25 protein-coding genes are annotated in these 21,865 nt (G+C 62.4%); 12 read left to right on the forward strand and 13 right to left on the reverse strand.

Annotated elements, in window-relative coordinates; genetic code table 11:
• Nucleotides 1-133 precede the first annotated feature (133 nt).
• Both efp and ASE60_RS00925 read left to right on the forward strand, forming a co-directional pair.
• Entirely contained in the window at nucleotides 134-703 is a 570-nt protein-coding gene (efp, locus tag ASE60_RS00920; protein ID WP_057247863.1) for an elongation factor P, read from the forward strand.
• A 165-nt stretch (nucleotides 704-868) separates the two neighbouring features.
• Nucleotides 869-2,110: a cyclopropane-fatty-acyl-phospholipid synthase family protein gene (locus ASE60_RS00925; RefSeq protein WP_057247864.1), complete on the forward strand. Its 1,242-nt coding sequence runs from the start codon at nucleotides 869-871 to the stop codon at nucleotides 2,108-2,110.
• Here the strand turns inward: ASE60_RS00925 and ASE60_RS00930 are convergent.
• Complete coding sequence (locus tag ASE60_RS00930; protein ID WP_057247865.1) at nucleotides 2,100-2,930, reverse strand: lipo-like protein; 831 nt, start codon at nucleotides 2,928-2,930, stop codon at nucleotides 2,100-2,102. The genes ASE60_RS00925 and ASE60_RS00930 overlap by 11 nt on opposite strands.
• A 163-nt stretch (nucleotides 2,931-3,093) precedes the next feature.
• On the opposite strand from ASE60_RS00930, the gene mbfA reads away from it, so the two are divergent.
• The gene (gene mbfA, locus ASE60_RS00935) at nucleotides 3,094-4,077 is read left to right on the forward strand and encodes an iron exporter MbfA (RefSeq protein WP_057247866.1); all 984 of its coding nucleotides are present in this window, start codon (nucleotides 3,094-3,096) and stop codon (nucleotides 4,075-4,077) included.
• A gap of 71 nt (nucleotides 4,078-4,148) precedes the next feature.
• On the opposite strand, the gene ASE60_RS00940 is transcribed toward mbfA, so the two are convergent.
• Both ASE60_RS00940 and ASE60_RS00945 read right to left on the reverse strand, forming a co-directional pair.
• A complete protein-coding gene (locus tag ASE60_RS00940; protein ID WP_057247867.1) occupies nucleotides 4,149-4,769 on the reverse strand; it encodes a transglutaminase-like cysteine peptidase in 621 nt (206 codons plus the stop codon).
• A 288-nt stretch (nucleotides 4,770-5,057) separates the two neighbouring features.
• Nucleotides 5,058-5,858, reverse strand: coding sequence for an alpha/beta hydrolase (locus ASE60_RS00945; RefSeq protein WP_057247868.1), 801 nt, complete (start codon nucleotides 5,856-5,858; stop codon nucleotides 5,058-5,060).
• Nucleotides 5,859-6,077: 219 nt separating this feature from the next.
• Here ASE60_RS00945 and infC point away from each other — a divergent pair, with 219 nt between their 5' ends.
• The 5 genes from infC to pheT all read left to right on the forward strand — a co-directional run bounded on the left by infC (nucleotide 6,078) and on the right by pheT (nucleotide 11,492).
• A complete protein-coding gene (gene infC, locus ASE60_RS00950; RefSeq protein ID WP_057247869.1) occupies nucleotides 6,078-6,614 on the forward strand; it encodes a translation initiation factor IF-3 in 537 nt (178 codons plus the stop codon).
• A 317-nt stretch (nucleotides 6,615-6,931) separates the two neighbouring features.
• On the forward strand, nucleotides 6,932-7,135 hold the full coding sequence (gene rpmI / locus ASE60_RS00955) for a 50S ribosomal protein L35 (protein WP_025425550.1): 204 nt from the start codon (nucleotides 6,932-6,934) through the stop codon (nucleotides 7,133-7,135).
• Nucleotides 7,136-7,174: 39 nt separating this feature from the next.
• Nucleotides 7,175-7,579, forward strand: coding sequence for a 50S ribosomal protein L20 (gene rplT, locus ASE60_RS00960; protein WP_025425551.1), 405 nt, complete (start codon nucleotides 7,175-7,177; stop codon nucleotides 7,577-7,579).
• 272 nt (nucleotides 7,580-7,851) lie between these two features.
• Nucleotides 7,852-8,934: a phenylalanine--tRNA ligase subunit alpha gene (pheS, locus tag ASE60_RS00965; RefSeq protein WP_057247870.1), complete on the forward strand. Its 1,083-nt coding sequence runs from the start codon at nucleotides 7,852-7,854 to the stop codon at nucleotides 8,932-8,934.
• A 131-nt stretch (nucleotides 8,935-9,065) separates the two neighbouring features.
• Nucleotides 9,066-11,492 (forward strand): phenylalanine--tRNA ligase subunit beta, encoded by a 2,427-nt coding sequence (gene pheT / locus ASE60_RS00970; RefSeq protein ID WP_057247871.1) that lies wholly within the window; start codon nucleotides 9,066-9,068, stop codon nucleotides 11,490-11,492.
• Between the two features lie 64 nt (nucleotides 11,493-11,556).
• On the opposite strand, the gene ASE60_RS00975 is transcribed toward pheT, so the two are convergent.
• From ASE60_RS00975 to ASE60_RS00985, 3 genes are all read right to left on the reverse strand, one after another.
• Complete coding sequence (locus ASE60_RS00975; RefSeq protein ID WP_057247872.1) at nucleotides 11,557-11,955, reverse strand: VOC family protein; 399 nt, start codon at nucleotides 11,953-11,955, stop codon at nucleotides 11,557-11,559.
• On the reverse strand, nucleotides 11,955-12,314 hold the full coding sequence (locus ASE60_RS00980) for a nuclear transport factor 2 family protein (RefSeq protein ID WP_057247873.1): 360 nt from the start codon (nucleotides 12,312-12,314) through the stop codon (nucleotides 11,955-11,957). Before ASE60_RS00980 ends, ASE60_RS00975 begins: the two co-directional genes overlap by 1 nt.
• A gap of 206 nt (nucleotides 12,315-12,520) precedes the next feature.
• Nucleotides 12,521-13,516 carry an aldo/keto reductase gene (locus ASE60_RS00985; protein WP_057247874.1) on the reverse strand — a complete coding sequence of 332 codons (996 nt, stop codon included), beginning with the start codon at nucleotides 13,514-13,516 and terminating at the stop codon, nucleotides 12,521-12,523.
• Between the two features lie 246 nt (nucleotides 13,517-13,762).
• Here ASE60_RS00985 and ASE60_RS00990 point away from each other — a divergent pair, with 246 nt between their 5' ends.
• Both ASE60_RS00990 and ASE60_RS00995 read left to right on the forward strand, forming a co-directional pair.
• A complete protein-coding gene (locus tag ASE60_RS00990; RefSeq protein ID WP_057247875.1) occupies nucleotides 13,763-14,653 on the forward strand; it encodes a LysR family transcriptional regulator in 891 nt (296 codons plus the stop codon).
• Between the two features lie 89 nt (nucleotides 14,654-14,742).
• Nucleotides 14,743-15,378: a hypothetical protein gene (locus ASE60_RS00995; protein WP_057247876.1), complete on the forward strand. Its 636-nt coding sequence runs from the start codon at nucleotides 14,743-14,745 to the stop codon at nucleotides 15,376-15,378.
• On the opposite strand, the gene ASE60_RS01000 is transcribed toward ASE60_RS00995, so the two are convergent.
• Together ASE60_RS01000 and ASE60_RS01005 are read right to left on the reverse strand one after the other, a co-directional pair.
• Entirely contained in the window at nucleotides 15,330-15,803 is a 474-nt protein-coding gene (locus ASE60_RS01000) for a GNAT family N-acetyltransferase (RefSeq protein WP_057248235.1), read from the reverse strand. The genes ASE60_RS00995 and ASE60_RS01000 overlap by 49 nt on opposite strands.
• Nucleotides 15,804-15,822: 19 nt before the next feature.
• Complete coding sequence (locus ASE60_RS01005) at nucleotides 15,823-16,773, reverse strand: aldo/keto reductase (RefSeq protein ID WP_057247877.1); 951 nt, start codon at nucleotides 16,771-16,773, stop codon at nucleotides 15,823-15,825.
• A gap of 200 nt (nucleotides 16,774-16,973) precedes the next feature.
• Between ASE60_RS01005 and ASE60_RS01010 the strand changes: the two genes are divergently transcribed.
• A complete protein-coding gene (locus tag ASE60_RS01010; RefSeq protein WP_057247878.1) occupies nucleotides 16,974-17,960 on the forward strand; it encodes a Gfo/Idh/MocA family oxidoreductase in 987 nt (328 codons plus the stop codon).
• 72 nt (nucleotides 17,961-18,032) lie between these two features.
• Here ASE60_RS01010 and ASE60_RS01015 read toward each other — a convergent pair whose 3' ends face one another.
• A complete protein-coding gene (locus ASE60_RS01015) occupies nucleotides 18,033-18,449 on the reverse strand; it encodes a hypothetical protein (protein ID WP_244495498.1) in 417 nt (138 codons plus the stop codon).
• Between the two features lie 129 nt (nucleotides 18,450-18,578).
• On the opposite strand from ASE60_RS01015, the gene ASE60_RS01020 reads away from it, so the two are divergent.
• The gene (locus ASE60_RS01020) at nucleotides 18,579-19,358 is read left to right on the forward strand and encodes a helix-turn-helix domain-containing protein (RefSeq protein ID WP_057247880.1); all 780 of its coding nucleotides are present in this window, start codon (nucleotides 18,579-18,581) and stop codon (nucleotides 19,356-19,358) included.
• Between the two features lie 43 nt (nucleotides 19,359-19,401).
• Here ASE60_RS01020 and ASE60_RS01025 read toward each other — a convergent pair whose 3' ends face one another.
• Genes ASE60_RS01025 through ASE60_RS01040 form a run of 4 tightly spaced genes read right to left on the reverse strand, consistent with a single transcriptional unit; the run spans nucleotide 19,402 to nucleotide 21,742 of the window.
• Complete coding sequence (locus ASE60_RS01025) at nucleotides 19,402-19,614, reverse strand: hypothetical protein (protein ID WP_057247881.1); 213 nt, start codon at nucleotides 19,612-19,614, stop codon at nucleotides 19,402-19,404.
• Between the two features lie 14 nt (nucleotides 19,615-19,628).
• Complete coding sequence (locus ASE60_RS01030; RefSeq protein WP_057247882.1) at nucleotides 19,629-19,991, reverse strand: hypothetical protein; 363 nt, start codon at nucleotides 19,989-19,991, stop codon at nucleotides 19,629-19,631.
• Between the two features lie 9 nt (nucleotides 19,992-20,000).
• Nucleotides 20,001-20,705: a class I SAM-dependent methyltransferase gene (locus ASE60_RS01035; RefSeq protein ID WP_057247883.1), complete on the reverse strand. Its 705-nt coding sequence runs from the start codon at nucleotides 20,703-20,705 to the stop codon at nucleotides 20,001-20,003.
• Nucleotides 20,702-21,742: a glycosyltransferase family 2 protein gene (locus ASE60_RS01040; protein WP_082615692.1), complete on the reverse strand. Its 1,041-nt coding sequence runs from the start codon at nucleotides 21,740-21,742 to the stop codon at nucleotides 20,702-20,704. The genes ASE60_RS01035 and ASE60_RS01040 overlap by 4 nt, the downstream gene beginning before the upstream one ends.
• Between the last annotated feature and the right edge of the window lie 123 nt (nucleotides 21,743-21,865).

Consider the following 21,865-nt stretch of genomic DNA (forward strand, 5'->3'; position numbering starts at 1 on the left):
GCAGACAGCGGCTCAGGCTGGCTATTTGCACGAAATTAGGGTAGTTGCGGCGCGAAATCCTTCTTTCCGCGTCCTTCAGGGCCAGTGTTTCCGGCCCGCGGTGTCGCGCATACCTCTGTTACAAGGAAGACTAATGGTCAAGGTCATCGCTTCATCTGTCCGTAAGGGCAACGTTCTCGACGTCGACGGCAAGCTCTATGTCGTGCTTACCGCCCAGAACTTCCACCCGGGCAAGGGCACGCCGGTGACCCAGGTCGACATGCGCCGCATTTCCGACGGCGTGAAGGTCTCCGAGCGCTACCGCACGACCGAACAGGTCGAGCGCGCCTTCGTCGAAGACCGCGAGCACACCTTCCTCTATGAAGATGCCGAAGGCTTCCACTTCATGAACCCGGAAAGCTATGACCAGCTGGTCATGAGCACCGACGACATCGGCGACCTCAAGGCCTACCTGCAGGAAGGCATGGCCTGCATTCTTTCGGTGCACGAAGGTCTGGCGATCGCCATCGACCTGCCGCGTCACGTGACGCTCGAAATCACCGAGACCGAGCCGGTCGTCAAGGGCCAGACGGCATCGTCGTCCTACAAGCCGGCGGTTCTCTCGAACGGCGTCCGCACGCTGGTTCCGCCGCACATCCAGGCCGGCACCCGCGTCGTCATCGCGACGGAAGACGGTTCCTACGTCGAGCGCGCCAAGGACTGAGGCTAACGCCGAATAACAGTTGAACGGGGACGGTGGCGAAGGCTGCCGTCCCCGTTTTCGTTCCGGGAAGAGCTTGATGAGCAACCAGAAATTTAAGGGGAGCATTTCGAAAAACGGGTGCTAGGATGCCGGCGCTGATACGACAGTTGTCTCAAGAGGGCCTGCATGTTCCCATTGTCGCATATGATGAAGTCGTTCATTCGCAAGGGTCGCCTGACGGTGATCGACGCCGACGGCAAGCGCCACGTCTTTTCCGGCACGCCCGGACCGGAGGTGACGATGCGGCTCACGGACAAGAAGCTCTACCGCAGCCTCGTCTTCAACGCTGAACTCGCCGCCGGCGAAGCCTATATGGACGGCACCATGCGCTTCGAGGAGGGCTCGACGCTCAGGGACTTCCTGACGCTTTTCTCGATCAATCGGCTGTCGCTCGGGTCCTATCCGATCCAGAAACTTCTGCGGGCGGTGAAGATGCGGTTCCGCAAGCGGCAGCAGGCCAATCCCAAGGGCAAGGCGCAGCAGAACGTCGCGCATCACTACGATCTCGGCAACGAATTCTACAAGCTGTTCCTCGACGAGAACATGCTCTACTCCTGCGCCTATTTCCGCGAGCCCAACGAGACGCTCGAAAAGGCCCAGCGCAACAAGCTGAGGCTGCTCGCCTCCAAGCTCTGCCTGGAACCCGGCATGAAGGTGCTGGATATCGGCTGCGGCTGGGGCGATCTCGCGATGTACCTTGCCGAGCTCGCGGATGTGCAGGTGCTCGGCGTGACGCTTTCCAAGGAGCAGCAGGCGCTTGCCACCGAACGGGCGCGGAAGGCAGGTCTAGGGGACCGGGTGCGTTTCGAGCTTAAGGATTACCGCGATGTCCAGGGGCCCTTCGACCGCATCGTTTCGGTCGGCATGTTCGAACATGTCGGCGTGCATCACTATGACGAGTTCTTCAAGAAGCTGAATGCGCTGATGCCGGATGACGGCCTCGCGGTGCTGCATTCGATCGGTCACATGAGCCCCCCCGGCATGGCGAGCTCCTGGCTTCGGAAATACATCTTCCCGGGCGCCTATTCGCCGGCGCTCTCGGAGGTCTTCGAGGTGGTCGAGCGCAACAGTCTTTGGGTCACGGATCTCGAATTCTTGCGGGTGCACTACGCCACGACGCTCGCCCATTGGGGCGCGCGCTTCGAGGCCAACCGCGACAAGGTGATCGGGCTTTATGACGAGCGCTTCGCCCGCATGTGGGAGTTCTATCTGATCAGCGCCGAGATGATGTTCCGCACCGGCAGCCAGCTCGTCTTTCACATGCAGCTCTCGCGCTCGCGCGATGCGGCGCCGATCGTGCGCGATTACATCACCGATCGTCAGCGCGATTTCATGGCCCGCGAACAGGCGCTCGCCCTCAACCTTTGAACGGGTGATCGCCGTCGCCGTTCCAGCGCAGCCGCTTGTAGTCGAAGCCGAATTCGAGCGTCGGCTTGACGATCGCGAAGAAGGGCGAGAGGTCGAAATCCCTGGGCGTATAGAGCGAGTGGTGCCGGATGTGCAGGATCTCCTCGCGCGAATAGGTCGAGGTCGCCGCCGCCCGCCCGGGCGCGCGTGTGACTTCCGGCAGGATCGGATAGCGGATCTGCTCGAAGGCGGCAGCAATCAGCGTCGAGCAGATCGCCCGCGTCGGATCGCCGGAGCCGAAGGCAAGCAGGCGCCGCCGCCAGCGCACCGGCACCGGCGGGGTCGGCATGAAGTAGCGCAGCATGTCGAGGATGTTCTTCAGGTCATACTTCATCCCGAGCCGCGAGATCATGAAGCCGACGAGCGCCGTGCGATCATCCGGCGTCAGCGCGATCGGCCGGCAGATGCGCGTGTTGAACGACGCGTATTTCTTCAGCGGCACCGCAACACAACCCTCGCCGATATTGACCTCGATGAGTTGTGGCCGCTCGATGACCGGCAGCGTTGCCTGGTCGAGCGTCAACGGCATCTGGTCGCCGGCAAAGAACGCGGCGTGTGACCAGGTCGATTGCGTCAGATACTTGATCGCCGCCGAAACCCTCTGGTTGCCCTCGATCAGGAGAACGTCGCCCGGGCGCAGCGTGCGCGCCAGGGTTTCCTGATCGGAAGGGGTGTAGGGCTCGTAGCCGGATGTCTGCGCTTGCAGCCGCGCGGCAAGCCTGGCTCCAAGCCGATCCAGTAACGTGTCCTTGCTTTCGGAAAGCGGATAGATGGTCCTCATCGAGGCGATCGCTCCGGAAATGAAGGGAATTCGCGAGAGCCTTCATCGTGGCTCAGCCGCAACACTCTGTCGAGAGATTGTCGCATGATTGCATGGCTTTGGCCTTGACGGTGCCGTCTCGGTTTTCTATTTTTAGAATTATTCTAAAGAAGGTTTTCTCCCAATGTTTTCGCGCCTCTTCTCCCGTTCCAAACGTCCCTTTCTTTCCTTAAGCGAGCAGGAAATCCTGGCGCTCGCGATCTCGTCCGAAGAGGACGACGGACGCATCTATCTCGCCTATGCCGATGCGCTCCGGCAGCAATATCCCCATTCGGCAAAAGTGTTTGAGGAGATGGCGGAGGAAGAAAGCCACCACAGGCAGTGGTTGATCGATCTGCACGTCCAGCGCTTCGGCAGCCGCATTCCCCTTGTCCGGCGCGAACACGTGCGCGACTTCCCCGAGCGCAAGCCCGACTGGCTGATTGCCGAAATGCCGATCGAAAAGGCGCGCGAGGAAGCCGAAGCGATGGAGGAAGCGGCGCACCGTTTCTATGTCGAGGCCGCGGCGAGAACCCAGGATGCCGCCACCCGCAAGCTGCTCGGCGATCTCGCGATCGCGGAAAAATCGCATGAATCGCTCGCCCGGCGGCTTGGCGAAGAGCACACGCCCGAGGACGTGCGCGCCGAAGAGGACCAGACGTCGCGCCGCCAGTTCATCCTCACTTACGTACAGCCCGGCCTTGCCGGCCTGATGGATGGTTCGGTTTCGACGCTGGCGCCGATCTTTGCCGCCGCCTTCGCGACCCAGGATACCTGGCAGACCTTCCTCGTCGGTCTCTCGGCCTCCGTCGGCGCCGGCATCTCCATGGGCTTCACCGAGGCGGCCCACGATGACGGCAAGCTCTCCGGCCGCGGTTCGCCGATCAAGCGCGGCCTTGCCTCCGGCATCATGACCGCACTCGGCGGCCTCGGCCACGCGCTCCCCTATCTGATCCCGCATTTCTGGACGGCGACCGCCACGGCGGCGGTGATCGTCTTCTTCGAACTCTGGGCGATCGCCTTCATCCAGAACCGCTATATGGAAACACCGTTCCTGCGGGCGGCATTCCAGGTGGTGCTCGGCGGTGGCCTGGTGCTCGCGGCCGGCATCCTGATCGGCAACGCGTGACGGGTGAGCGGCAAATACGAAAAAGGGCCGGTCTGACCGGCCCTTTTTGAAACTCTTTACTTTGCTTTGGATCAGTTGCCGACCGAGCCGACGACGACTTCGGCGCCGTTCTGGATGGTGACCCAACGGCCGCTGTGGTTCGAGGCCTGGCGCTTCAGGTAGCGGTAGGGCGTGTTGGTCCAGAGCCTTACGCCGTTTTCGAGATTGTCGAGAATGAAGTCGCCCTGCGCCGTGCGCACGGTCAACACCGCATGGCCTTCGCCATCGGGCTTGCGAACGACGGTGATCAGGAGATCGCTCGCCGGGAAGCCCTTGCTCATCAGGCGCTTGCGCTTCTCAAGCACGAAGTCCTCGCAGTCGCCGGCGTTGTCCGGATAGGACCAGACTTCGTCCCTGCCGTGCAGTTCCAGGTCGGTGACCGGCGTGATCTCGCGATTGACCGCAGCATTCACCTGCCGGATGGCGGCCCAGCCGCGTTCGGTCACGCGCGGAGCAACCGTTCCCTTGGAGCGCACATTGCATTCGCTCTTGTACTTCTGGCAGAATTCGTAGTGGCCGATCGGCTGCGATGTCGCCGAGCCGGTCTGCATCCATGGAGAAGAACCTGCCTGTGCAGGAATTGCCGTGTTTGCTGAAATGAAAAGTGCGCAGAACGCCGCGATACTTCCCTTAACTCCAGTCCAAGACGCCATACAAGTCCCCTGCAACGCGGTATGCCGGGCTCTTCCTGTCCGGACGTATTCGCGCAATCCTGAGTTGAAGGCAGCTTCTTTAGGTTCGTCCCCGTCGCTGCTCTAATCGTTAATAAAGAGTTAATAGCGTCGGCGCGGCAGAGTCAATCGCCGGAATCGGGACATCGGATTTTATGGTTAAAAGCGAGACCACGCGCACGAAAACCCTTGCATCGTGGGCGGTCCACGGGGCAGCGCGGTTTTGGGGCAATTTGCGGCGGAAGGGGCGGGGCGTTCTCCCGCCCGGGCTCAGGCGAGCATCGTGCCGATGGCCTGCTTCATTTTAGCGATGTCTTCTTCACGCGAAAGGCGATGGTCGCCATCGCGGATGAGTGTCATGACGACATCGTCGGAGGGCAGGTGCTCCATCAGCCGCAGCGCATGGGTATAGGGAACGTCGGGGTCGCGCATGCCTTGCAGAATGTGCACCGGACAGCCGGTGGTGATCGTGCCCTCAAGCACCCGGTTCACGCGCCCGTCTTCGATGAGGGCGCGGGTGAAGATGTTCGGCTCCGGGCTGTACTCGGAGGGTTCCTCGAAAAAGCCGCGTTCGGCAAGCGAGGCCCTCTCCGCTTCGGTCAGGTTGGGTTCGATCAGTTCGGCGGTGAAATCCGGCGCCGGCGCAATCAGCACCAGGCCGGCGACACGGTTTCCGTCGCCACGCTGCCTGAGCTCCTGGATGACCCGCAGCGCAATCCAGCAGCCCATCGACGAGCCGATCAGCACGACGCGGCCCGGCGCCGCCCGATCAATGACCGCAAGGCTCTCCTCGAGCCAGCGCGAGATCGTGCCATCAGTGAAGGCGCCGCCGGAGGCGCCGTGGCCGGAATAGTCGAAGCGCACGCAGGCCGCGCCCCGTTCCATGGCATAGCGCTCGACCTCGACCGCCTTGGTGCCGGTCATGTCCGAACGGTAGCCGCCGAGCCAGACGAGCGTCGGCTGTCCCGATGGCTTCTCCGGGTGGCGCACGCGCATCGCGATCCTGCGCTGAGCCGCATCCGTGCCGACCTCGATGAAGCTGATTTCCGTCTCGGCTGGCGTATTGTGCATGCCCGTAATCTCCAAAAGCCCGTTTAACTGGCGATTTTCTTTCTAAAACAGATTCGCCTTGGTATCGACAGGTGGTGATTTTCCTTGAAAGCCGTGCTATTGACTCTCGCGCCGCAATTCACACATTGCCGTCGGTGACAGATTCAGGCGCTTCGTTTGTGATCGCGCCGGCGAACGAATTAAACAACATTTCGGAAATAGCTCGAGGAGAGTACGACCATTCGCAGACCGTTCAAAACGGACGCCCCCGTCAAGGAGGGACCGCGCTCAAACAAGGAAATCCGGGTGCCCCGGGTTCAGCTTATCGATGCCGAAGGCCAGAATATCGGTGCCGTCCCGATCGACCAGGCGCTCCGCATGGCGGAAGAAGCAGGTCTTGATCTGGTAGAGATCGCACCGAACTCCGAACCGCCGGTGTGCAAGATTCTGGATCTTGGCAAGCTGAAATACGCCAACCAGAAGAAGGCGGCCGAAGCGCGCAAGAAGCAGAAGATCGTCGAAATCAAAGAAATCAAGATGCGCCCGAACATCGACACGCATGACTATGACGTGAAGATGAAGGCGATGAACCGGTTCTTCGAGGACGGCGACAAGGTCAAGGTCACGCTGAAGTTCCGCGGCCGCGAAATGGCCCACCAGGAACTGGGCATGAAGCTTCTGCTCCAGGTCAAGGATGATACCCAGGCGATCGCCAAGGTGGAGGCCGAGCCGAAGCTCGAAGGCCGCCAGATGATGATGGTTCTGGCGCCGCGCTAAGCCGCCGCTGCCGTCAGTCGTAAGACCAAATTGATGAAAGCCGCCTTCCGGGCGGCTTTTTTCTTCGAGGCTGGCGGCGGCCGCCGCAGATCGCGCTCCCGCCTGGAGCATGCGCTGACGAACGTGCTAGAGGTGTATGGGGAAGCGTTCGGCCACCGCTTGCAGCGCCATCTTCGATTCCCCAGTTGCGCTTTTCGGCATGTGCGGTTATAAGCCCCCGTCCGAACGGTCCGGCAGGGCATGCCGTGGCCGTTCTTAACGCTGGAAATGGACCTCGTCTGTCCGTTTCGAATTCTTAAGAAAAATGGAGTAGCAAAATGCCCAAGATGAAGACGAAATCGTCTGCCAAGAAGCGGTTCAAGATCACCGCTACTGGCAAGGTTCGTGCAGCAGCTGCTGGCAAGCGCCACGGCATGATCAAGCGTTCCAACAAGTTCATCCGCGACGCACGTGGAACCATGGTTCTCGCGGAGCCTGATGGCAAGAAGGTCATCAAGAACTACCTGCCCAACGGTCTCTAAGACTTTCAGGCATTTTGGACACGTTAAGGAGATCATGACATGGCACGTGTAAAACGCGGCGTAACCGCTCACGCCAAGCACAAGAAGACACTCAAGGCAGCCAAGGGCTTCTACGGCCGCCGCAAGAACACCATCCGCGCTGCGAAGGCTGCGGTTGATCGTTCGAAGCAGTTCGCTTACCGCGACCGCAAGGTCAACAAGCGCAACTTCCGCGCTCTCTGGATCCAGCGCATCAACGCTGCCGTCCGCGAATTCGGCCTGACCTACGGCCGCTTCATCGACGGCCTGAACAAGGCTGGCATCGAAGTCGACCGCAAGGTTCTGTCCGACATGGCTATCCATGAGCCGGCAGCATTCGGCGCCCTCGTCGAAGCTTCCAAGAAGGCGCTTGCCTACCTCAAGGAAGCCGGCACGACAAACGAGTTTGAAAGCGCTGTCCGTTAAGCCAGCGTTTTCCCAAAACCGTACTTAAAATTCGTTGGGAAACCCGCGCTGGCAGGGCTAGCGCGGGTTTTTCTTATTTCGCGAGATGAACGTGCGAGACGATCGAAAGGAACTGCCCCGGTTCCACCTTCCGACGACGCTTCAGCCGGGCCTCCGGCTTCGTCGTCCCTGCGTCTTTGCACTGGCATTCTTTGCGACCGCGGCGCGATCACATTCCTGAAGACTTGAGCCGATATAGAACCGAACCCATTCCCGCATCGAGGCAGGACAGAATGAGCGAACTGGAAACACTGGAACGGATACTGCTGGCGGACATCGATGCCGCAGGTGATGAGGGATCGATCGAGGCCGTGCGCGTCAACGCGCTCGGCAAGAAGGGCTCGATCTCCGAGCTCCTGAAGACGCTGGGCACCATGACGCCGGAAGAGCGCCAGACCCGCGGTGCGCAGATCAACGCGCTGAAGACCACGGTCGCCGACGCGATCGCCGCCCGCAAGTCGGCGCTGAAGGATCAGGCGATCGCCGAGCGCCTGGCGCGAGAGACCGTCGACATCAGCCTGCCGGTCCGCTCGTCGCCCGCCGAGCGCGGCCGCATTCATCCGATCAGCCAGATCGTCGACGAGATCACCGCGATCTTCGGCGACATGGGTTTCTCGATTGCCGAAGGTCCGGATATCGAGACCGACTACTACAACTTCACGGCGCTGAATTTCCCGGAGGGCCACCCGGCCCGCGAGATGCACGACACCTTCTTCTTCAATCCGGATGAGAAGGGCGACCGCAAGGTGCTGCGCACGCACACCTCGCCGGTGCAGATCCGCACCATGGAAGCGCAGCAGCCGCCGATCCGCATCATCATCCCCGGCAAGACCTATCGCCAGGATTCCGACGCGACCCATTCGCCGATGTTCCACCAGGTCGAAGGCCTGGTGATCGACAAGGCGGCGAATGTCGCCAACATGCGCTGGGTGCTGGAAGAGTTCTGCAAGGCCTTCTTCGAGGTCGACCAGGTGACGATGCGCTTCCGTCCGTCGTTCTTCCCCTTCACCGAGCCGTCCTTCGAGGTCGATATCCAGTGCGACCGCTCCGGTCCGATCGTGAAGTTCGGCGAAGGCACCGACTGGATGGAAATCCTCGGCTGCGGCATGGTGCACCCGAACGTGCTGCGCTCGGGCGGGCTCGATCCTGACGAGTACCAGGGTTTTGCCTGGGGCATGGGCCTCGACCGCATCGCCATGCTGAAATACGGCATGCCTGACCTGCGTGACTTCTTCAATGCGGACGTCCGCTGGATGACCCATTACGGCTTCCGCCCGCTCGACATGCCGACGCTGTTCGGCGGTCTCTCGGCCTGATCGCGCAGCTGATCAGAGTGGATGCGCTCACATTCGTTCGCGCTTCCGCTCTTTCTTTTTGTTTTGCCGCATTTGTGCGACGTCAGGTGATGCCACCTGACTGCAAAATGCTCTAGGACACAGGTGAAATCATGAAATTCACGCTTTCCTGGCTCAAGGACCACCTTGATACCGACGCTTCGCTGGAAGAGATCTGCGCGCGGCTGACGATGATCGGGCTCGAGGTCGAGGACGTCGACGACAAGGCCGCCTTCAAGCCCTTCGTCATCGCCAAGGTCGTCTCGGCCGAGCAGCATCCGAATGCCGACAAACTGCGCGTGTTGATGGTCGACACCGGCTCGGGCGCCCCGATCCAGGTCGTCTGCGGCGCGCCGAATGCGCGCACCGGCCTCGTCGGCGCCTTTGCCGCTCCCGGAACCTACGTGCCCGGCATCGACGTGACGCTCGCCGTCGGCACCATCCGCGGTGTCGAAAGCCGCGGCATGATGTGCTCGGAAAAGGAGCTGCAGATCTCCGAAGACCACAACGGCATCATCGACCTGCCGGCTGACGCGCCGGTCGGTACGAGCTACGCCGCCTATGCCGGTCTCGACGATCCGATGATCGAGATCAACCTGACGCCGAACCGCCCGGACTGCACCAGTGTCTACGGCATTGCCCGTGACCTCGCGGCCTCCGGCCTCGGCACGCTGAAAGCACGGCCTGCGCCCTCCTTCGCCGTCGAAGGCGAAACGCCGGTGAAGCTGACGCTCGACCTCGGCGAAGACAGGCACTTGTGCCCCGGCTTCTCGTTGCGGCTCGTGCGCGGCGTCAAGAACGGCCCGTCGCCGAAGTGGATGCAGCAGCGGCTGCTGGCGATCGGCCTTCGCCCGATCAACGCTTTGGTCGACATCACCAACTACATGACCTTCGACCAGGGCCGACCGATGCACGTCTTCGACGCCGCCAAGGTCAAGGGCAACCTGACGGTCCGCCGCGCCAGGGACGGCGAGACGGTGCTGGCGCTCGACCAGCGCGAATACAAGCTCGGCCCCAACAACGTCGTCATATCGGACGAAAAGGCGATCGAATCGATCGGCGGCGTCATGGGCGGCGAGCATTCCGGCTGCGACGAGAACACCACCGACGTGCTGATCGAATCGGCGCTCTGGGATCCGATGAACATCGCCAAGACCGGCCGCACGCTCGGCATCATCACCGATGCGCGTTACCGTTTCGAGCGTGGTGTCGACCCGGAATACATGGTGCCCGGCCTTGAGCGCACCACCGAGCTCGTGCTCGAGCTCTGCGGTGGCAAGGCCGCCAAGGCGGAAGTGGTCGGCTATGCCGGCTATCAGCCGAAGATCGTCGATTTCCCGGTTTCCGAGGTGAAGCGCCTGACCGGCCTCGAGGTTTCTTCGGAAGAAAGCGTCTCGATCCTGAAGAAGCTCGGCTTCGGTGTCGAGGGTTCGGGTGAACGCTTCAAGGTTTCGGTTCCATCCTGGCGTCCGGATGTCGACGGCAAGGCCGATCTCGTCGAAGAGGTCATGCGCATCCACGGCGTCGACAACATCGTCGCCGCCCCGCTGCCGAGCCATGGCACGGTCAACGGCAAGATCCTGACGACGCTGCAGATCCGCACCCGCCTTGCCAAGCGTACGCTTGCAAGCCGCGGCATGCTGGAAGCGGTCACCTGGTCGTTCATCTCCGAGGATCAGGCAAAGCTCTTCGGCGGCGGTGCGCCGGCGCTCAAGCTCGCCAATCCGATTGCCTCGGACATGTCGGACATGCGCCCGTCGCTGCTGCCGGGTCTGTTGACGGCCGCCCAGCGCAATGCCGACAAGGGTTTTGGCGACGTCGCGATCTTCGAGGTATCCGGCACCTATGAAGGCGATACGCCGGACGCCCAGCGCCGCGTCGCTGGCGGCATCCGCCGCGGCACCGCCTCGCTGAACGGCGCCGGCCGTCTGTGGTCGAACGCGGCCAAGGGCGGTGGCAAGGCGGTCGACGTTTTCGACGCCAAGGCTGATGCGATTGCGGTGCTCGAAGCCTGCGGTGTGGCGATGGGCAACGTCCAGTTCGAGCCGGGTGGTCCCGCCTGGTACCATCCGGGCCGCTCCGGCACGATCAAGCTCGGCCCGAAGATCGTTCTCGGCACCTTCGGCGAGTTCCATCCGAAGACGCTGGAAGCGCTCGACGTCTCCGGCGCGCTCTGCGGCTTCGAGATCTATGTCGACGCCATGCCCGAACCGAAGAAGAAGGCGACCCGCACCAAGCCGGCGCTCGATCTCTCGCCGTTCCAGGCGGTCAAGCGCGACTTCGCCTTCGTCGTCGACAAGGCGGTCGAGGCCGGCGCCATCCTGCGCGCCGCTTCCGGCGCCGACCGCAAGCTGGTCACCGGCGTCAGCGTCTTCGACGTCTTCGAGGGCGCTTCGCTCGGCGAAGGCAAGAAGTCGATCGCCATCGAGGTCACCATCCAGCCGGTCGAGCGCACGCTGACCGACGAGGATTTTGAAGCGCTCACCGCCAAGATCGTCGCCAATGTGACGAAGTCGACGGGCGGCGTTCTGCGGGCGTAACCGGCTCAAGCACGTATCAATCGAAAGGGCCGCTGCGATCCAGCGGCCCTTTTCGTTTTGCGGTTCAATCCACGCGCTGCATCAGTTCGATGCGATTTCCGAAGGGATCGTGGACATAACATCTGCGGTAGCCGGCAAGCGGCTCGTCCTGGGCGATCGTCACACCGGCCGCTTCGAGCCGCAGCGTCAGGCGGTCGAGATTGTCGACGAGAAAGGCCGGGTGGGCCTTGCGTGCCGGCCTGAAGTCTTGGTCGATGCCGAGATGCAGGCGGATGCTGCCCTGTTCGAACCAGCAGCCGCCACGCGCGAGAAGATTGGCCGGCTTGCTCACCTCCGAGAGGCCGAGGAGACCGCTGTAGAAGCCGCGTGCCGCCGGTTCGGCACCCGCCGGCATGGCACGCTGGATATGGTCGATGCCGATGAGCCTGCCCGTCGGCTCGGGTTTCTCTGGGGGTGCCGTCATCACGCGTGCTGATGGAAGACCTTGTTGACGATCACCCAGCGCCCGTCGATCTTCACCAGCGACAGATGATCGGAATAGCGTTCGCCGGCGAAACTGTCGACCACCCTCACGGTTGCAGTGTCACCGGTGATATCGATCTTCTGCACGTCCATCTCCGGCTGGGTTCCAGGGGGGGCTGCACCCGTCTCGATGATCGTCTTGATGAAGCCGTCGCGCGTCGTCCATTCGAGCGCGCCCTTGTAGTTGCCGATAATCGCCGCATCGGGGTGAAACGCCTTGCGCAGCGCGCCCTCGTTGGCAAAGGCCATGCCGTCGACATAGAGGTGCACCACCGCGCTGATCGCCTGCTCGTCGGACATTCCCGCTCCTCCGGATTTGTTGCCGTTGGTTGAGAGGTAGTGCGTCCGGCGTGAATTTCGATGGGAATCTCCCCGCCCTTCACGGGAGGCGGGGAGAAATGGAGCATTCCAGGAAAAGTGCGAAGCGGTTTTCCGTCAGGAAATGCGGTGAAATCACAGAGATAGAGTGTTTCCAAGACTCCGTTTCTCCCTGGAAACGCTCAAGGTCAACGGTTGGTGAGCGCCAGCGAGGCGTCCGTGTAGCGATTGCCGGCGACAAGTGCCGGCGATAGCGCTTCGGCGAGGCGGCTGGATTCCTCGGCACTGAGCGGGATGCCTGCCGCGGCCGCATTCTGCTCCAGATGGTCGAGCTTGCGGGCGCCCGGGATAGGCACGATGAAATCACTCTGGTTGATGACCCAGGCGAGCGCGAGTTGAGCCGCGGTCACGCCTTTTTCCTCAGCCAGCGCTTGAAGCGTTTCGACCAGCCGGACGTTGGCGTCGAAATTCTCCGCCTGGAAACGCGGCAGCGAGCGCCGGAAATCGTCGGCTTCCAGATCATCGGCCTTGCGCAGCGCGCCGGTCAGCATGCCGCGCCCGAGCGGACTGTAGGGCACGAAGCCGATGCCGAGTTCGCGGCAGGTGGCGAGCACGTCCGCTTCCGGGTCACGCGACCACAGAGAATACTCGCTTTGGACAGCGGCGATCGGATGAACCTTGTGGGCCCGACGGATGGTGGCGGCACTCGCTTCGGAAAGGCCGAGGGCCCGCACCTTGCCCTCGCGCACCAATTCGGCCATGGCGCCGACGGTATCCTCGATCGGAACCTCCGGGTCGACACGATGCTGGTAATAGAGATCGATGACATCGGTTCCGAGCCGCTTGAGCGAGGCTTCGGCCACCGCCTTCGCGTGCTCCGGCCGTCCGTCGACGCCCTTGATCGCCTGGGCCGCCGGCACCCCGGCTTCGATGCGGAAGCCGAATTTGGTGGCGATCGTCACCTTGTCGCGCATGGAACCGAGCGCCTTGCCGAGCAGTTTCTCGTTTTCGAAAGGACCATAGACTTCGGCTGTGTCGAAGAAGGTGATGCCGAGGTCGACGGCGCGGTGAAGGGTGCGTATCGATTCCGCCTCATCGGCTGCGCCATAGGCGAAACTCATGCCCATGCAGCCGAGGCCGATGGTGGAGACGGTAAGGTCGTTCCCGAGTTTGCGGGTCTTCATGTCGTTTCCTTTGTCTGGCTGTCACGCGTCGGAACGAACGCGCTGGGAGGGCGCGTCTATCGTCCGAGGCATGAATTGGTGGCTGGACACCGCCGATGCGCCTGAATGGCGGGCGACGGTTCCTCGTTGCCATCGCAGACGAGCTCCTCGCTTCGTCCAGACGTTGGCGACGATTGAAGAATAGGGCCATACGCGGCGGCTGAAAATCACTGTCAATTCTCACGGGCTGTTCTATTATTTCGATCAATGAACAGAACGCAGCTCTCTCAACTCGCGGTATTGGCCGCCGTTGCCGCCCATGGCAGTTTTCGCGGGGCCGCCCGAGAACTCGGCGTGGCGCCGTCGGCCGTCAGCCACGCCGTCGGCAGCCTCGAGGCGAGCCTCGGCATTCGCCTGCTGGCGCGCACCACACGCAGCGTCGCGCCGACCGAGGTGGGGCGCCGGCTGCTGGAAAGGCTGGCGCCGGCGCTGGAAGAGATCGCCCATGCGCTGGAAGCGGCCGCCGACGCCCGCGAGCGTCCCGCCGGCAATCTGCGCATCACGGCGCCGCGGTTTGCAGCAGATCTGATCCTCGCGCCAAGGCTCGGCGCGTTCCTGGACCTCTATCCGGAGATCGTCCTGGAGATCGCCAATGAGGATGGCTTCACCGATATTGTCGAAGAAGGCTTCGACGCTGGCATCAGGCTCGGCGAAAGCCTGGAAGCCGATATGATCGCCGTCAAAGTTGGGCCTGAGCTGGAAAGCGCCGTCGTCGCTTCGCCCGACTACTTCGAGCGCCACGGCCGGCCGCAGCACCCACGCGACCTGGCGGAGCATCGTTGTATCCGCCGACGCTTCTCCAACGGCACGCTTTATCGCTGGGAGTTCGAGAAGGGCGGCGAGGAGCTGACGGTATCGGTCGAGGGCCCGCTGATCCTCGGCGAGGACCGGCCGATCATCAAGGCGGCGATGGGCGGCGCCGGCCTTGCCTATCTCTTCCTGTCGCGGGTGGAAACGGCGATCGCCGAAGGACGGCTGGAGCGTGTCATGGAAGACTGGTGCGCACCCTATGCCGGCCCCTATCTTTATTATCCAAGCCGCAGGCAGATGCGGCCGGCACTGCGCGCCTTCATCGATTTCTTCCGGCACAGCAGATAGCCGCGGTGTGGAAACGGGTGGCGCCGTTGGGCCGGATTTGGAATGCCATTGGTCTCGCACTCCGTTTGTTCGGATGAGAAAGGAAAACGATGAAGAAGCCCGGTTCGATGAAGGGTCTCGAAGATCTCGGCCGGGTACGGTTGTCCAGGAATTTCTTCTTCCGCGACTTTCTGCATTCGGAGATCGCCGATTTCTATCGCATCCCGAACATTCCTGACGATCCGGATCTCGCGATCGAGGCCGGGCGCCGCCTCTGCGAGGAGTTGCTGGAGCCGCTAGAGGCGACCTTCGGTCGCCTCGTCATTCGCTCAGGCTACCGCAACCGCGCCGTCAACGGCTTCGGCAATGCCAATGGTCTCAACTGCTCGACCAATGCCGCTTCGGCCGCCGACCATATCTGGGACATGCGCGATGCCGACGGATGCATCGGCGCCAGCGCCTGCATCGTCATCCCCTGGGTCTGGGATCGCCGCGGCGATATCGGCGGCTGGCAGTCGATCGCCTGGTGGATCCACGACCATCTGCCCTATGCCTCGCTTTGCTTTTTCCCGAAGTTATGGGCCTTCAACATCCAGTGGCACGAGCGGCCGGCGCGTCGGATATCGAGTTTTATCCAACCGCGCGGGCTGCTGACGAAGGCCGGCATGGCAAATCAGGCCGGTAGCCATGCGGAGGCCTATGCCGGATTTCCGGATTTGAGGAACGTGCCGAAATTGACCTTGTAGCGCACGTGGTCGTCGGTCCCGGAGTAGCGGTCGTAGAGCCGCCGCGCCATGGCATTGTCGGCCTCGGTGTACCAGTAGAGCCGGTCCCAGCCTTTCTCCTGACAATGCGCGATGAGATCGTCGATCATTGCCCGTGCCACGCCCTGGCCGCGTGCGGCGGGATCGACATAGAGATCCTCGATGTAGCAGATCGGTTGCCGGAAGAAGGTGGCGAGCTGCTCCTGGCAGATGGCAAAGCCCACCGTCTTTTCGTCGAGGATCGCCAAGCGCGCGAAAAGCGGCGTCGAGGGATCGGTCAGCCTCTTCCAGGTGAGGTCGATGATGTCCCCGGCGAGATCGGTGCCGGAAAAGGCGACATAGCCGGCCCAGAGGCGGCGCCAGTCCGCCTCGTCGCCGGCTGTCGCAGCGCGTGTCGTCAATGCCATCGGGTTGGTTTTGCTCCCGTCATTCGCCCACATCGTTGAGCTTCCGGATCGCTTCATCCGACAGCTCCAGTGCGGCAGAACGAATGAGGCTCTCCAATTGCGCGAGGCTGGTGGCGCTGGCGATCGGCGCCGTGACGCCCTTGCGCGTCCGGATCCAGGCGAGCGCGATTTCCGCCTGGGTCGCTCCGGTGTCGGCGGCGATGTCGTCGAGCACGCCGAGGATGCGCATGCCGCGCCCGTCAAGATATTTCTCGACGCCGCTGCCGCGTGCCGAGCCTTCGAGGTCCTTGTGCGTCCGGTACTTTCCCGAGAGAAAGCCGCGCGCCAGCCCGAAATAGCTGATGACGCCGATCTCCTCGGCAATGCAGAGATCGCGCAGCGGCCCTTCGAACGCGTCGCGGTCGTAGAGATTGTATTCCGGCTGCAACACCTGATAGCGCGGCAGGCCCTGGTTTGCGGATACGTCGAGCGCCTCGCGCAGTTGCAGCGAGTTCAGGTTGGAGGCGCCGATGGCCCGGACCTTGCCCTCGGTCAGCAATTGGTCGTAGGCCGCCAGCGTCTCCTCGTAGGGCGTTTCCGGATCGGGCCAGTGGGAGAGATAGAGATCGATATGGTCGGTTTGCAGCCGCTGCAGCGAATCCTCGACCGCCTGCAGGATCCAGCGGCGCGAAAGCCCCTTGCGGTCGGGCCCGAGTTCGGAGCCGACCTTGGTGACGATGACGGCCTTGTCGCGCGACCGTCCCGACTGTTTCAGCCATTTGCCGATGATCGTCTCGGATTCGCCGCCCTGATTGCCCGGCGCCCAGGAGGAGTAGACATCAGCAGTATCGATGGCGTTGAATCCGGCATCGAAAAAGGCGTCGAGCAGCGCAAAGGAGGTCTTTTCGTCGGCGGTCCAGCCGAAGACATTGCCGCCGAAGACAAGGGGCGCAATTGTCAGGTCGGTACGGCCAAGTCTCAGTTTTTCCATGGTTTCGCTCCATTGGACTGGATGAAAGCATAACGCGATCGGGAGGATTGCGAAGGGAAAGATAGGGCAGAAAAGCTGACATTGTCACCCGTCTGCCGGGTTTTTTCTGCGAAACGCGAATCTCGGCCGGAACGGTATCAATCGCTTGATAGGTACGTACCTCGGCGCTAGTCTCGGCCGCAAAATCAGGGAGCTTCACCATGTTACGTTTCGGAATTCTGTCCACGGCCCGGATCGGCCGCGACCTCGTCGTGCCGGCCATTCAGGACGCGGAAAACTGTGTCGTTTCGGCTGTAGCCAGCCGCGACTTCGCAAAAGCCCGGGCGATGGCAGACCGCTTCTCCGCACCGCATGCCTTCGGTTCCTACGAGGAGATGCTGGCGTCCGACGTGATCGATGCGGTCTATATTCCGGTGCCGACGGCACAGCACGTGGAATGGTCGATCAAGGCGGCCGACGCCGGAAAACACGTGCTGTGCGAAAAGCCGATTGCGCTGCGGGCCTCCGAGATCGATACGCTGATTGCCGCCCGCGACCGCAACGGTGTCGTGATCGCCGAAGCCTTCATGGTCACCTACAGCCCCGTCTGGCGCAAGGTGCGCTCGCTGCTGGCCGAAGGCGCGATCGGCCGGCTGCGCCACGTCCAGGGCGCCTTCACCTATTTCAACCGCGACCCCAACAACATGCGCAATATTCCGGCGCTCGGCGGCGGTGGCCTGCCGGATATCGGTGTGTACCCGACGATCACCACCCGCTTCGTCACGGCCAAGGAGCCGCTGCGGGTGCAGGCAAGCACCGATCGCGATCCGGAATTCGGCACGGACATCTATTCGAGCGTGCGGGCAGACTTCGGCGATTTCGAGCTGAGCTTCTATATCTCCACCCAGCTCGCCGCCCGCCAGGTCATGGTCTTCCATGGCGACAAGGGCTTCATCGAGGTGAAGTCGCCCTTCAACGCCGATCGTTACGGCCGTGAGGAGGTGGAACTCACGAACCAGAACCACGCCCAGTCCCAGCTCTTCCGCTTCCAGGATGCCCGCCAGTACAAGCTTCAGGCGGAAGCCTTCTCGCGCGCCGCCAAGGGTGAGGACGAGGAAGTGGTGACGCTCGAGAATTCGCGTCTCAATCAGAAATTCATCGACGCGATCTATCGCGCCAGCGCCAAGGATGGCTGGGAGACCATCTGAGGCCATCGAAGAAGACGAGAAGGTCCGCCGGTATGACCGGCGGACGCCTTTCGCGATCTCTTGAGACCATCGTCAGGCGATCGCCGCGCGCTCCTGCGCCAGACCGCGCAGCTTGAAGAACAGGAAGTCGGCGACGCCGATCATGCCGATGACGACGAGGGCAATGCCGGCGGCGGAAAGATTGGCATAGGCCGTGAGCAGCAGCGCCAGGCTGGCCACCTGCCAGAGCACGTCACCGGCAATGCTGATGCGCGCCGAGGCCGCCACCGGGCCGCCATTGCGCGCCGCCGAGAGGTGGAATATCCCCCAGATCAACAGACCGGCACCCAACGCCTTCAACATGACAGGCGTGATGAAGGGCGTTGCGGCGGCATTGACCAGTGCAGCCAGCGGCACTGCTGCGAGGATCAGCACGGCACCGGAGGCGAGTGAGAAGGCGCCGTCGGCGAGGAAGGTCTTGTTGAGCAGGCTGCGGTTCGAGAGGGTCATCTTCGGCTCCATCCGTTTGTCGATGGCCGGATGTTGCGCCGATGACGTCATCAAACCAATTACCTCTGACGGAATGGATTTTACTCGGCCCGCGCGCCAGTTTTACGGACAAATGGAGAATCACGACACATGCAGTTTGGCGAACATCTGAAGGAATGGCGCGGACACCGCCGCATGAGCCAGCTCGACCTAGCGGTTGCCGCCGGCATTTCGGCGCGTCACCTCTCGTTCCTCGAAACCGGCCGCTCGAAACCGTCGGAAGGCATGATCCTGCGGTTGGCCTCGGTACTGGAAGTCCCGGCCCGCGACCAGGGGACACTGTTTTCGGCAGCCGGCTATCGACCGCGCATGGCGACGCGGCCGGCCGCAGGCCTGGACGCCATGCCGCCGGCCGTCGCCAATGCCATCAGGCTCATCCTGGCGCGCCACGATCCCTATCCCGGCCTGGTGCTCGACCACGAATATACGTTGCTGGTGGTCAACCCGGCGCTGGCGAGCCTCGCCACGGCGGCCGACATTCCGTTCCAGCCGGGAGAAAATTTCCTCGACACCTTCCTCGGCAACGACAATGTGCGCAAGCTGGTCGTCAATTGGGAGCCGGCGGCCGCCGATCTCGTCCAGCGCGTGCGCACGGAGGCCTGGCTGCAAGGACCGCGCAGCGGCCTCGGCAAACGCCTGGAGAAGGTCGCCTCCAATCCTGCGGTGGTGCGCGCGGTCGAGAACCATCCGGATACTGACCGCTTTCCCGTTCTTCCAATCGAACTCGATGTCGGCGGCCTGCGGCTGAGCTTCATCACCACGCTGCAGACCTTCGGCTCGACCCAGGATGCGCTGGTGGAGGGTGTGCTGATCGAATCCTTCTTCCCTGCGGACGAGGAGACCAAGGCGTTTTTCGAGCGAAAAGGATAAGTGCTAAAGCGTCCTTTGTGCGTTCGTCTGAACGCGCGGCGCTCTAGCGGCTGTCGCGCTGCAGGCCGACTGCGATGGCGCCGCATAGCATCAACGCGACGCCCATATTATAGGCGCCGATCGCTGCCGCCGCTTCGACCCAGCTGCCGCTGGCACCCGCCAAAGCCAGCAACACCGCACCGACCAGCAGGCAGACACGCGCAGAGCGCAGACCGCATGTGATGATGCCGAGGAGGAAGGAGGCGGTGACGATCATGGTCCCGGGTATCCTTACGAGTTGATGATGATCATGCCGCCGATGATCAGCGCGGCACCGAGGGCGTAGCGCAGCGTTACCGCCTCGCCGAGAAAGACGGCGGCAAGCAGCGGCACAATGCAGAAGGTGAGCGCCATGAACGAATAGGCGATCGTCAGCGGCACGGACTTGATCGTGAAGATCCAGATGATCGTGCCGATGCCGTAGACGGCCAAGGCGGTGAGCAATGTCGGGTTAAGGGCCAGCGCCAGCAGCCCTTGCGCGTTGGCATCCCCGGTCTTGGCGCTTGTCAGCTTGAAGAGGATCTGACCGGCCGAAATCAGCACCGGCGTGAAGAACAGTCCGAACCAGACGGCGGGCTGAAGATTGAGGTTCATCGCCACGTCTCACACCGCCAGAGCTTTGTCTTCGCGATAGTAGATGTCGCGGCCGATATCGATGCACTCGTGCTCGGCTGGCACCGGATGCACCGCGCGAAGGAAGGAGTGGGTATAGGGGAAGAAATTGAAGTGCGGATTGAAGGTGTAGCGATACTCGCGCTCGCGTGGCACGACAATGATCAGGCGCCGGCGGGCAATCCGTCGAAGTTCGGAGATCGCTTTGCGATAGTCGAGGATATGTTCGATGACATGGGTGCAGACGACGGTGTCGAACTCGCCATCCGCAAATGGCAGGTCCTCGATCATCGCCGCGTGATATTCCACGCCCTCGATCCGGGCCGCGTCGTCGATGGCGAAGTCGACGCCTGTCAGGCGCTTGACCTCGGGATTGGCAGCGCGGATCCGTTTCAACAGAACGCCGGTTCCGCAGCCGACGTCGCAGACGCTGTCGCCGGCGATGCTTGCGGCGATCTTGCGTACGCAGGCTTCGGAATTGTCCGTTCCCTCGTGAACCCTCGGATGGCGCCGATAGAGGTCTTCGTATTCGCGTGCCGACAGGAACGGCGCCCGTGCGCGAAACTCCGCGAGATGCGCGATGTGCTTGCCCCAGGCGAGGCTCGCCATGCCCTTGAACAGGCGCGAATCCCTGAGGATCGGCGGTATGACGTCTTCGATGATGAAGCGTATGCGGTTGGTTGTTTCCCGGTTCATCCGTGATGTTCCCGAACGATCCGTGCCTGCGTTCCGATCACCAAGTCCTCGGTCTGGGACAAAGCGAGGCCGCCCTTCGCGCTGTCGAGGGGAGCGGCCCGTGCGGCGGTTGCGATATAGTGAAGACGAAGCTGCTCGGTCCGGGCCCGTGAGACGGAATCGAGGATCAGGCCCGCCGTGAACATGATGATCGACACCATCAGCATGGCCAGCGCGAAGACCCAGGTCGGCATGCGCGGCACGAGCCCGGTGGCGAAATACTCGAGCAGCACCGGCATCATGAAACCGACGCTCGTCGAGAGGAAAGCCATGCCGATCAGTCCGAAGAACGTGAAAGGCCGCGTTTCTTTCATGAGCATTGCGAAGGTCCAGAGGATCTTGGCGCCGTCCCTGTATGTCGACAGCTTGGAATGGGAGCCGTCGGGTCTTCGGCCATAGTCCAGTTCAAGCTCTGCGACCGGCAGTTTCAGCCGCGAGGCATGGACCGACATCTCCGTCTCGATCTCGAAGCCGTTCGAAACGGCAGGGAAGCTCTTGGCGAACCGCCGCGAAAAGACCCGGTAGCCGGAGAAGATGTCGTTGAAATCCGTACCGAACATCGATCGGTAGAGAAGGTTGAAGAGCCTGTTGCCGAGCGCATGACCCTGTCTGCCCGCGTCGTTGTGGACGCCGCGCCGCGTCCCGACGACCATGTCAGCGCGCTCTGTGATCAAGGTGCGGATCAGATCTTCCGCATCCGTCGGACAATAGGTGCTGTCGCCGTCGGCCATCACATAGATGTCGGCATCGATATCGGCGAGCATCCGGCGCACCACGTGCCCCTTGCCCTGCCGGCGCTCGCGCACGACGGTCGCACCGGCAAGCATGGCCTTCAGCGCCGTGCCGTCCGTCGAATTGTTGTCGTAGACATAGATCTGCGCCGTCGGCAGTGCCGCCTGGAAGCCCTGAACCACTTGCCCGATGGTCGACGCTTCGTTGTAGCAAGGCAGCAGAACGGCGATGTTGAAACGGTCGAACATCCGGGTGGCTCGGCTCATGTTGGGTCGGCGTCATCATAGGCATCAGGGTGTTAACAAGACGCCAAGGGCCGCGTCCGTGCGCGCAACCCCCCAAATTGTCGCGGGCTTTACGCTTTTTTGAGCGCTCGTCGTTAGGTTGCG

This window comes from Ensifer sp. Root278, from assembly GCF_001429285.1.
GTDB lineage: Bacteria > Pseudomonadota > Alphaproteobacteria > Rhizobiales > Rhizobiaceae > Ensifer.

What these genes read in the sequence shown, in the direction of transcription:
- efp (WP_057247863.1), top strand. Translation starts at nt 134, where the DNA reads ATGGTCAAGGTCATCGCTTCATCTGTCCGTAAGGGCAACGTTCTCGAC.
- ASE60_RS00925 (WP_057247864.1), top strand. Translation starts at nt 869, where the DNA reads ATGTTCCCATTGTCGCATATGATGAAGTCGTTCATTCGCAAGGGTCGC.
- ASE60_RS00930 (WP_057247865.1), bottom strand. Translation starts at nt 2,930, where the DNA reads ATGAGGACCATCTATCCGCTTTCCGAAAGCAAGGACACGTTACTGGAT.
- mbfA (WP_057247866.1), top strand. Translation starts at nt 3,094, where the DNA reads ATGTTTTCGCGCCTCTTCTCCCGTTCCAAACGTCCCTTTCTTTCCTTA.
- ASE60_RS00940 (WP_057247867.1), bottom strand. Translation starts at nt 4,769, where the DNA reads ATGGCGTCTTGGACTGGAGTTAAGGGAAGTATCGCGGCGTTCTGCGCA.
- ASE60_RS00945 (WP_057247868.1), bottom strand. Translation starts at nt 5,858, where the DNA reads ATGCACAATACGCCAGCCGAGACGGAAATCAGCTTCATCGAGGTCGGC.
- rpmI (WP_025425550.1), top strand. Translation starts at nt 6,932, where the DNA reads ATGCCCAAGATGAAGACGAAATCGTCTGCCAAGAAGCGGTTCAAGATC.
- rplT (WP_025425551.1), top strand. Translation starts at nt 7,175, where the DNA reads ATGGCACGTGTAAAACGCGGCGTAACCGCTCACGCCAAGCACAAGAAG.
- pheS (WP_057247870.1), top strand. Translation starts at nt 7,852, where the DNA reads ATGAGCGAACTGGAAACACTGGAACGGATACTGCTGGCGGACATCGAT.
- pheT (WP_057247871.1), top strand. Translation starts at nt 9,066, where the DNA reads ATGAAATTCACGCTTTCCTGGCTCAAGGACCACCTTGATACCGACGCT.
- ASE60_RS00975 (WP_057247872.1), bottom strand. Translation starts at nt 11,955, where the DNA reads ATGACGGCACCCCCAGAGAAACCCGAGCCGACGGGCAGGCTCATCGGC.
- ASE60_RS00980 (WP_057247873.1), bottom strand. Translation starts at nt 12,314, where the DNA reads ATGTCCGACGAGCAGGCGATCAGCGCGGTGGTGCACCTCTATGTCGAC.
- ASE60_RS00985 (WP_057247874.1), bottom strand. Translation starts at nt 13,516, where the DNA reads ATGAAGACCCGCAAACTCGGGAACGACCTTACCGTCTCCACCATCGGC.
- ASE60_RS00990 (WP_057247875.1), top strand. Translation starts at nt 13,763, where the DNA reads ATGAACAGAACGCAGCTCTCTCAACTCGCGGTATTGGCCGCCGTTGCC.
- ASE60_RS00995 (WP_057247876.1), top strand. Translation starts at nt 14,743, where the DNA reads ATGAAGAAGCCCGGTTCGATGAAGGGTCTCGAAGATCTCGGCCGGGTA.
- ASE60_RS01000 (WP_057248235.1), bottom strand. Translation starts at nt 15,803, where the DNA reads ATGGCATTGACGACACGCGCTGCGACAGCCGGCGACGAGGCGGACTGG.
- ASE60_RS01005 (WP_057247877.1), bottom strand. Translation starts at nt 16,773, where the DNA reads ATGGAAAAACTGAGACTTGGCCGTACCGACCTGACAATTGCGCCCCTT.
- ASE60_RS01010 (WP_057247878.1), top strand. Translation starts at nt 16,974, where the DNA reads ATGTTACGTTTCGGAATTCTGTCCACGGCCCGGATCGGCCGCGACCTC.
- ASE60_RS01015 (WP_244495498.1), bottom strand. Translation starts at nt 18,449, where the DNA reads ATGACCCTCTCGAACCGCAGCCTGCTCAACAAGACCTTCCTCGCCGAC.
- ASE60_RS01020 (WP_057247880.1), top strand. Translation starts at nt 18,579, where the DNA reads ATGCAGTTTGGCGAACATCTGAAGGAATGGCGCGGACACCGCCGCATG.
- ASE60_RS01025 (WP_057247881.1), bottom strand. Translation starts at nt 19,614, where the DNA reads ATGATCGTCACCGCCTCCTTCCTCCTCGGCATCATCACATGCGGTCTG.
- ASE60_RS01030 (WP_057247882.1), bottom strand. Translation starts at nt 19,991, where the DNA reads ATGAACCTCAATCTTCAGCCCGCCGTCTGGTTCGGACTGTTCTTCACG.
- ASE60_RS01035 (WP_057247883.1), bottom strand. Translation starts at nt 20,705, where the DNA reads ATGAACCGGGAAACAACCAACCGCATACGCTTCATCATCGAAGACGTC.
- ASE60_RS01040 (WP_082615692.1), bottom strand. Translation starts at nt 21,742, where the DNA reads ATGAGCCGAGCCACCCGGATGTTCGACCGTTTCAACATCGCCGTTCTG.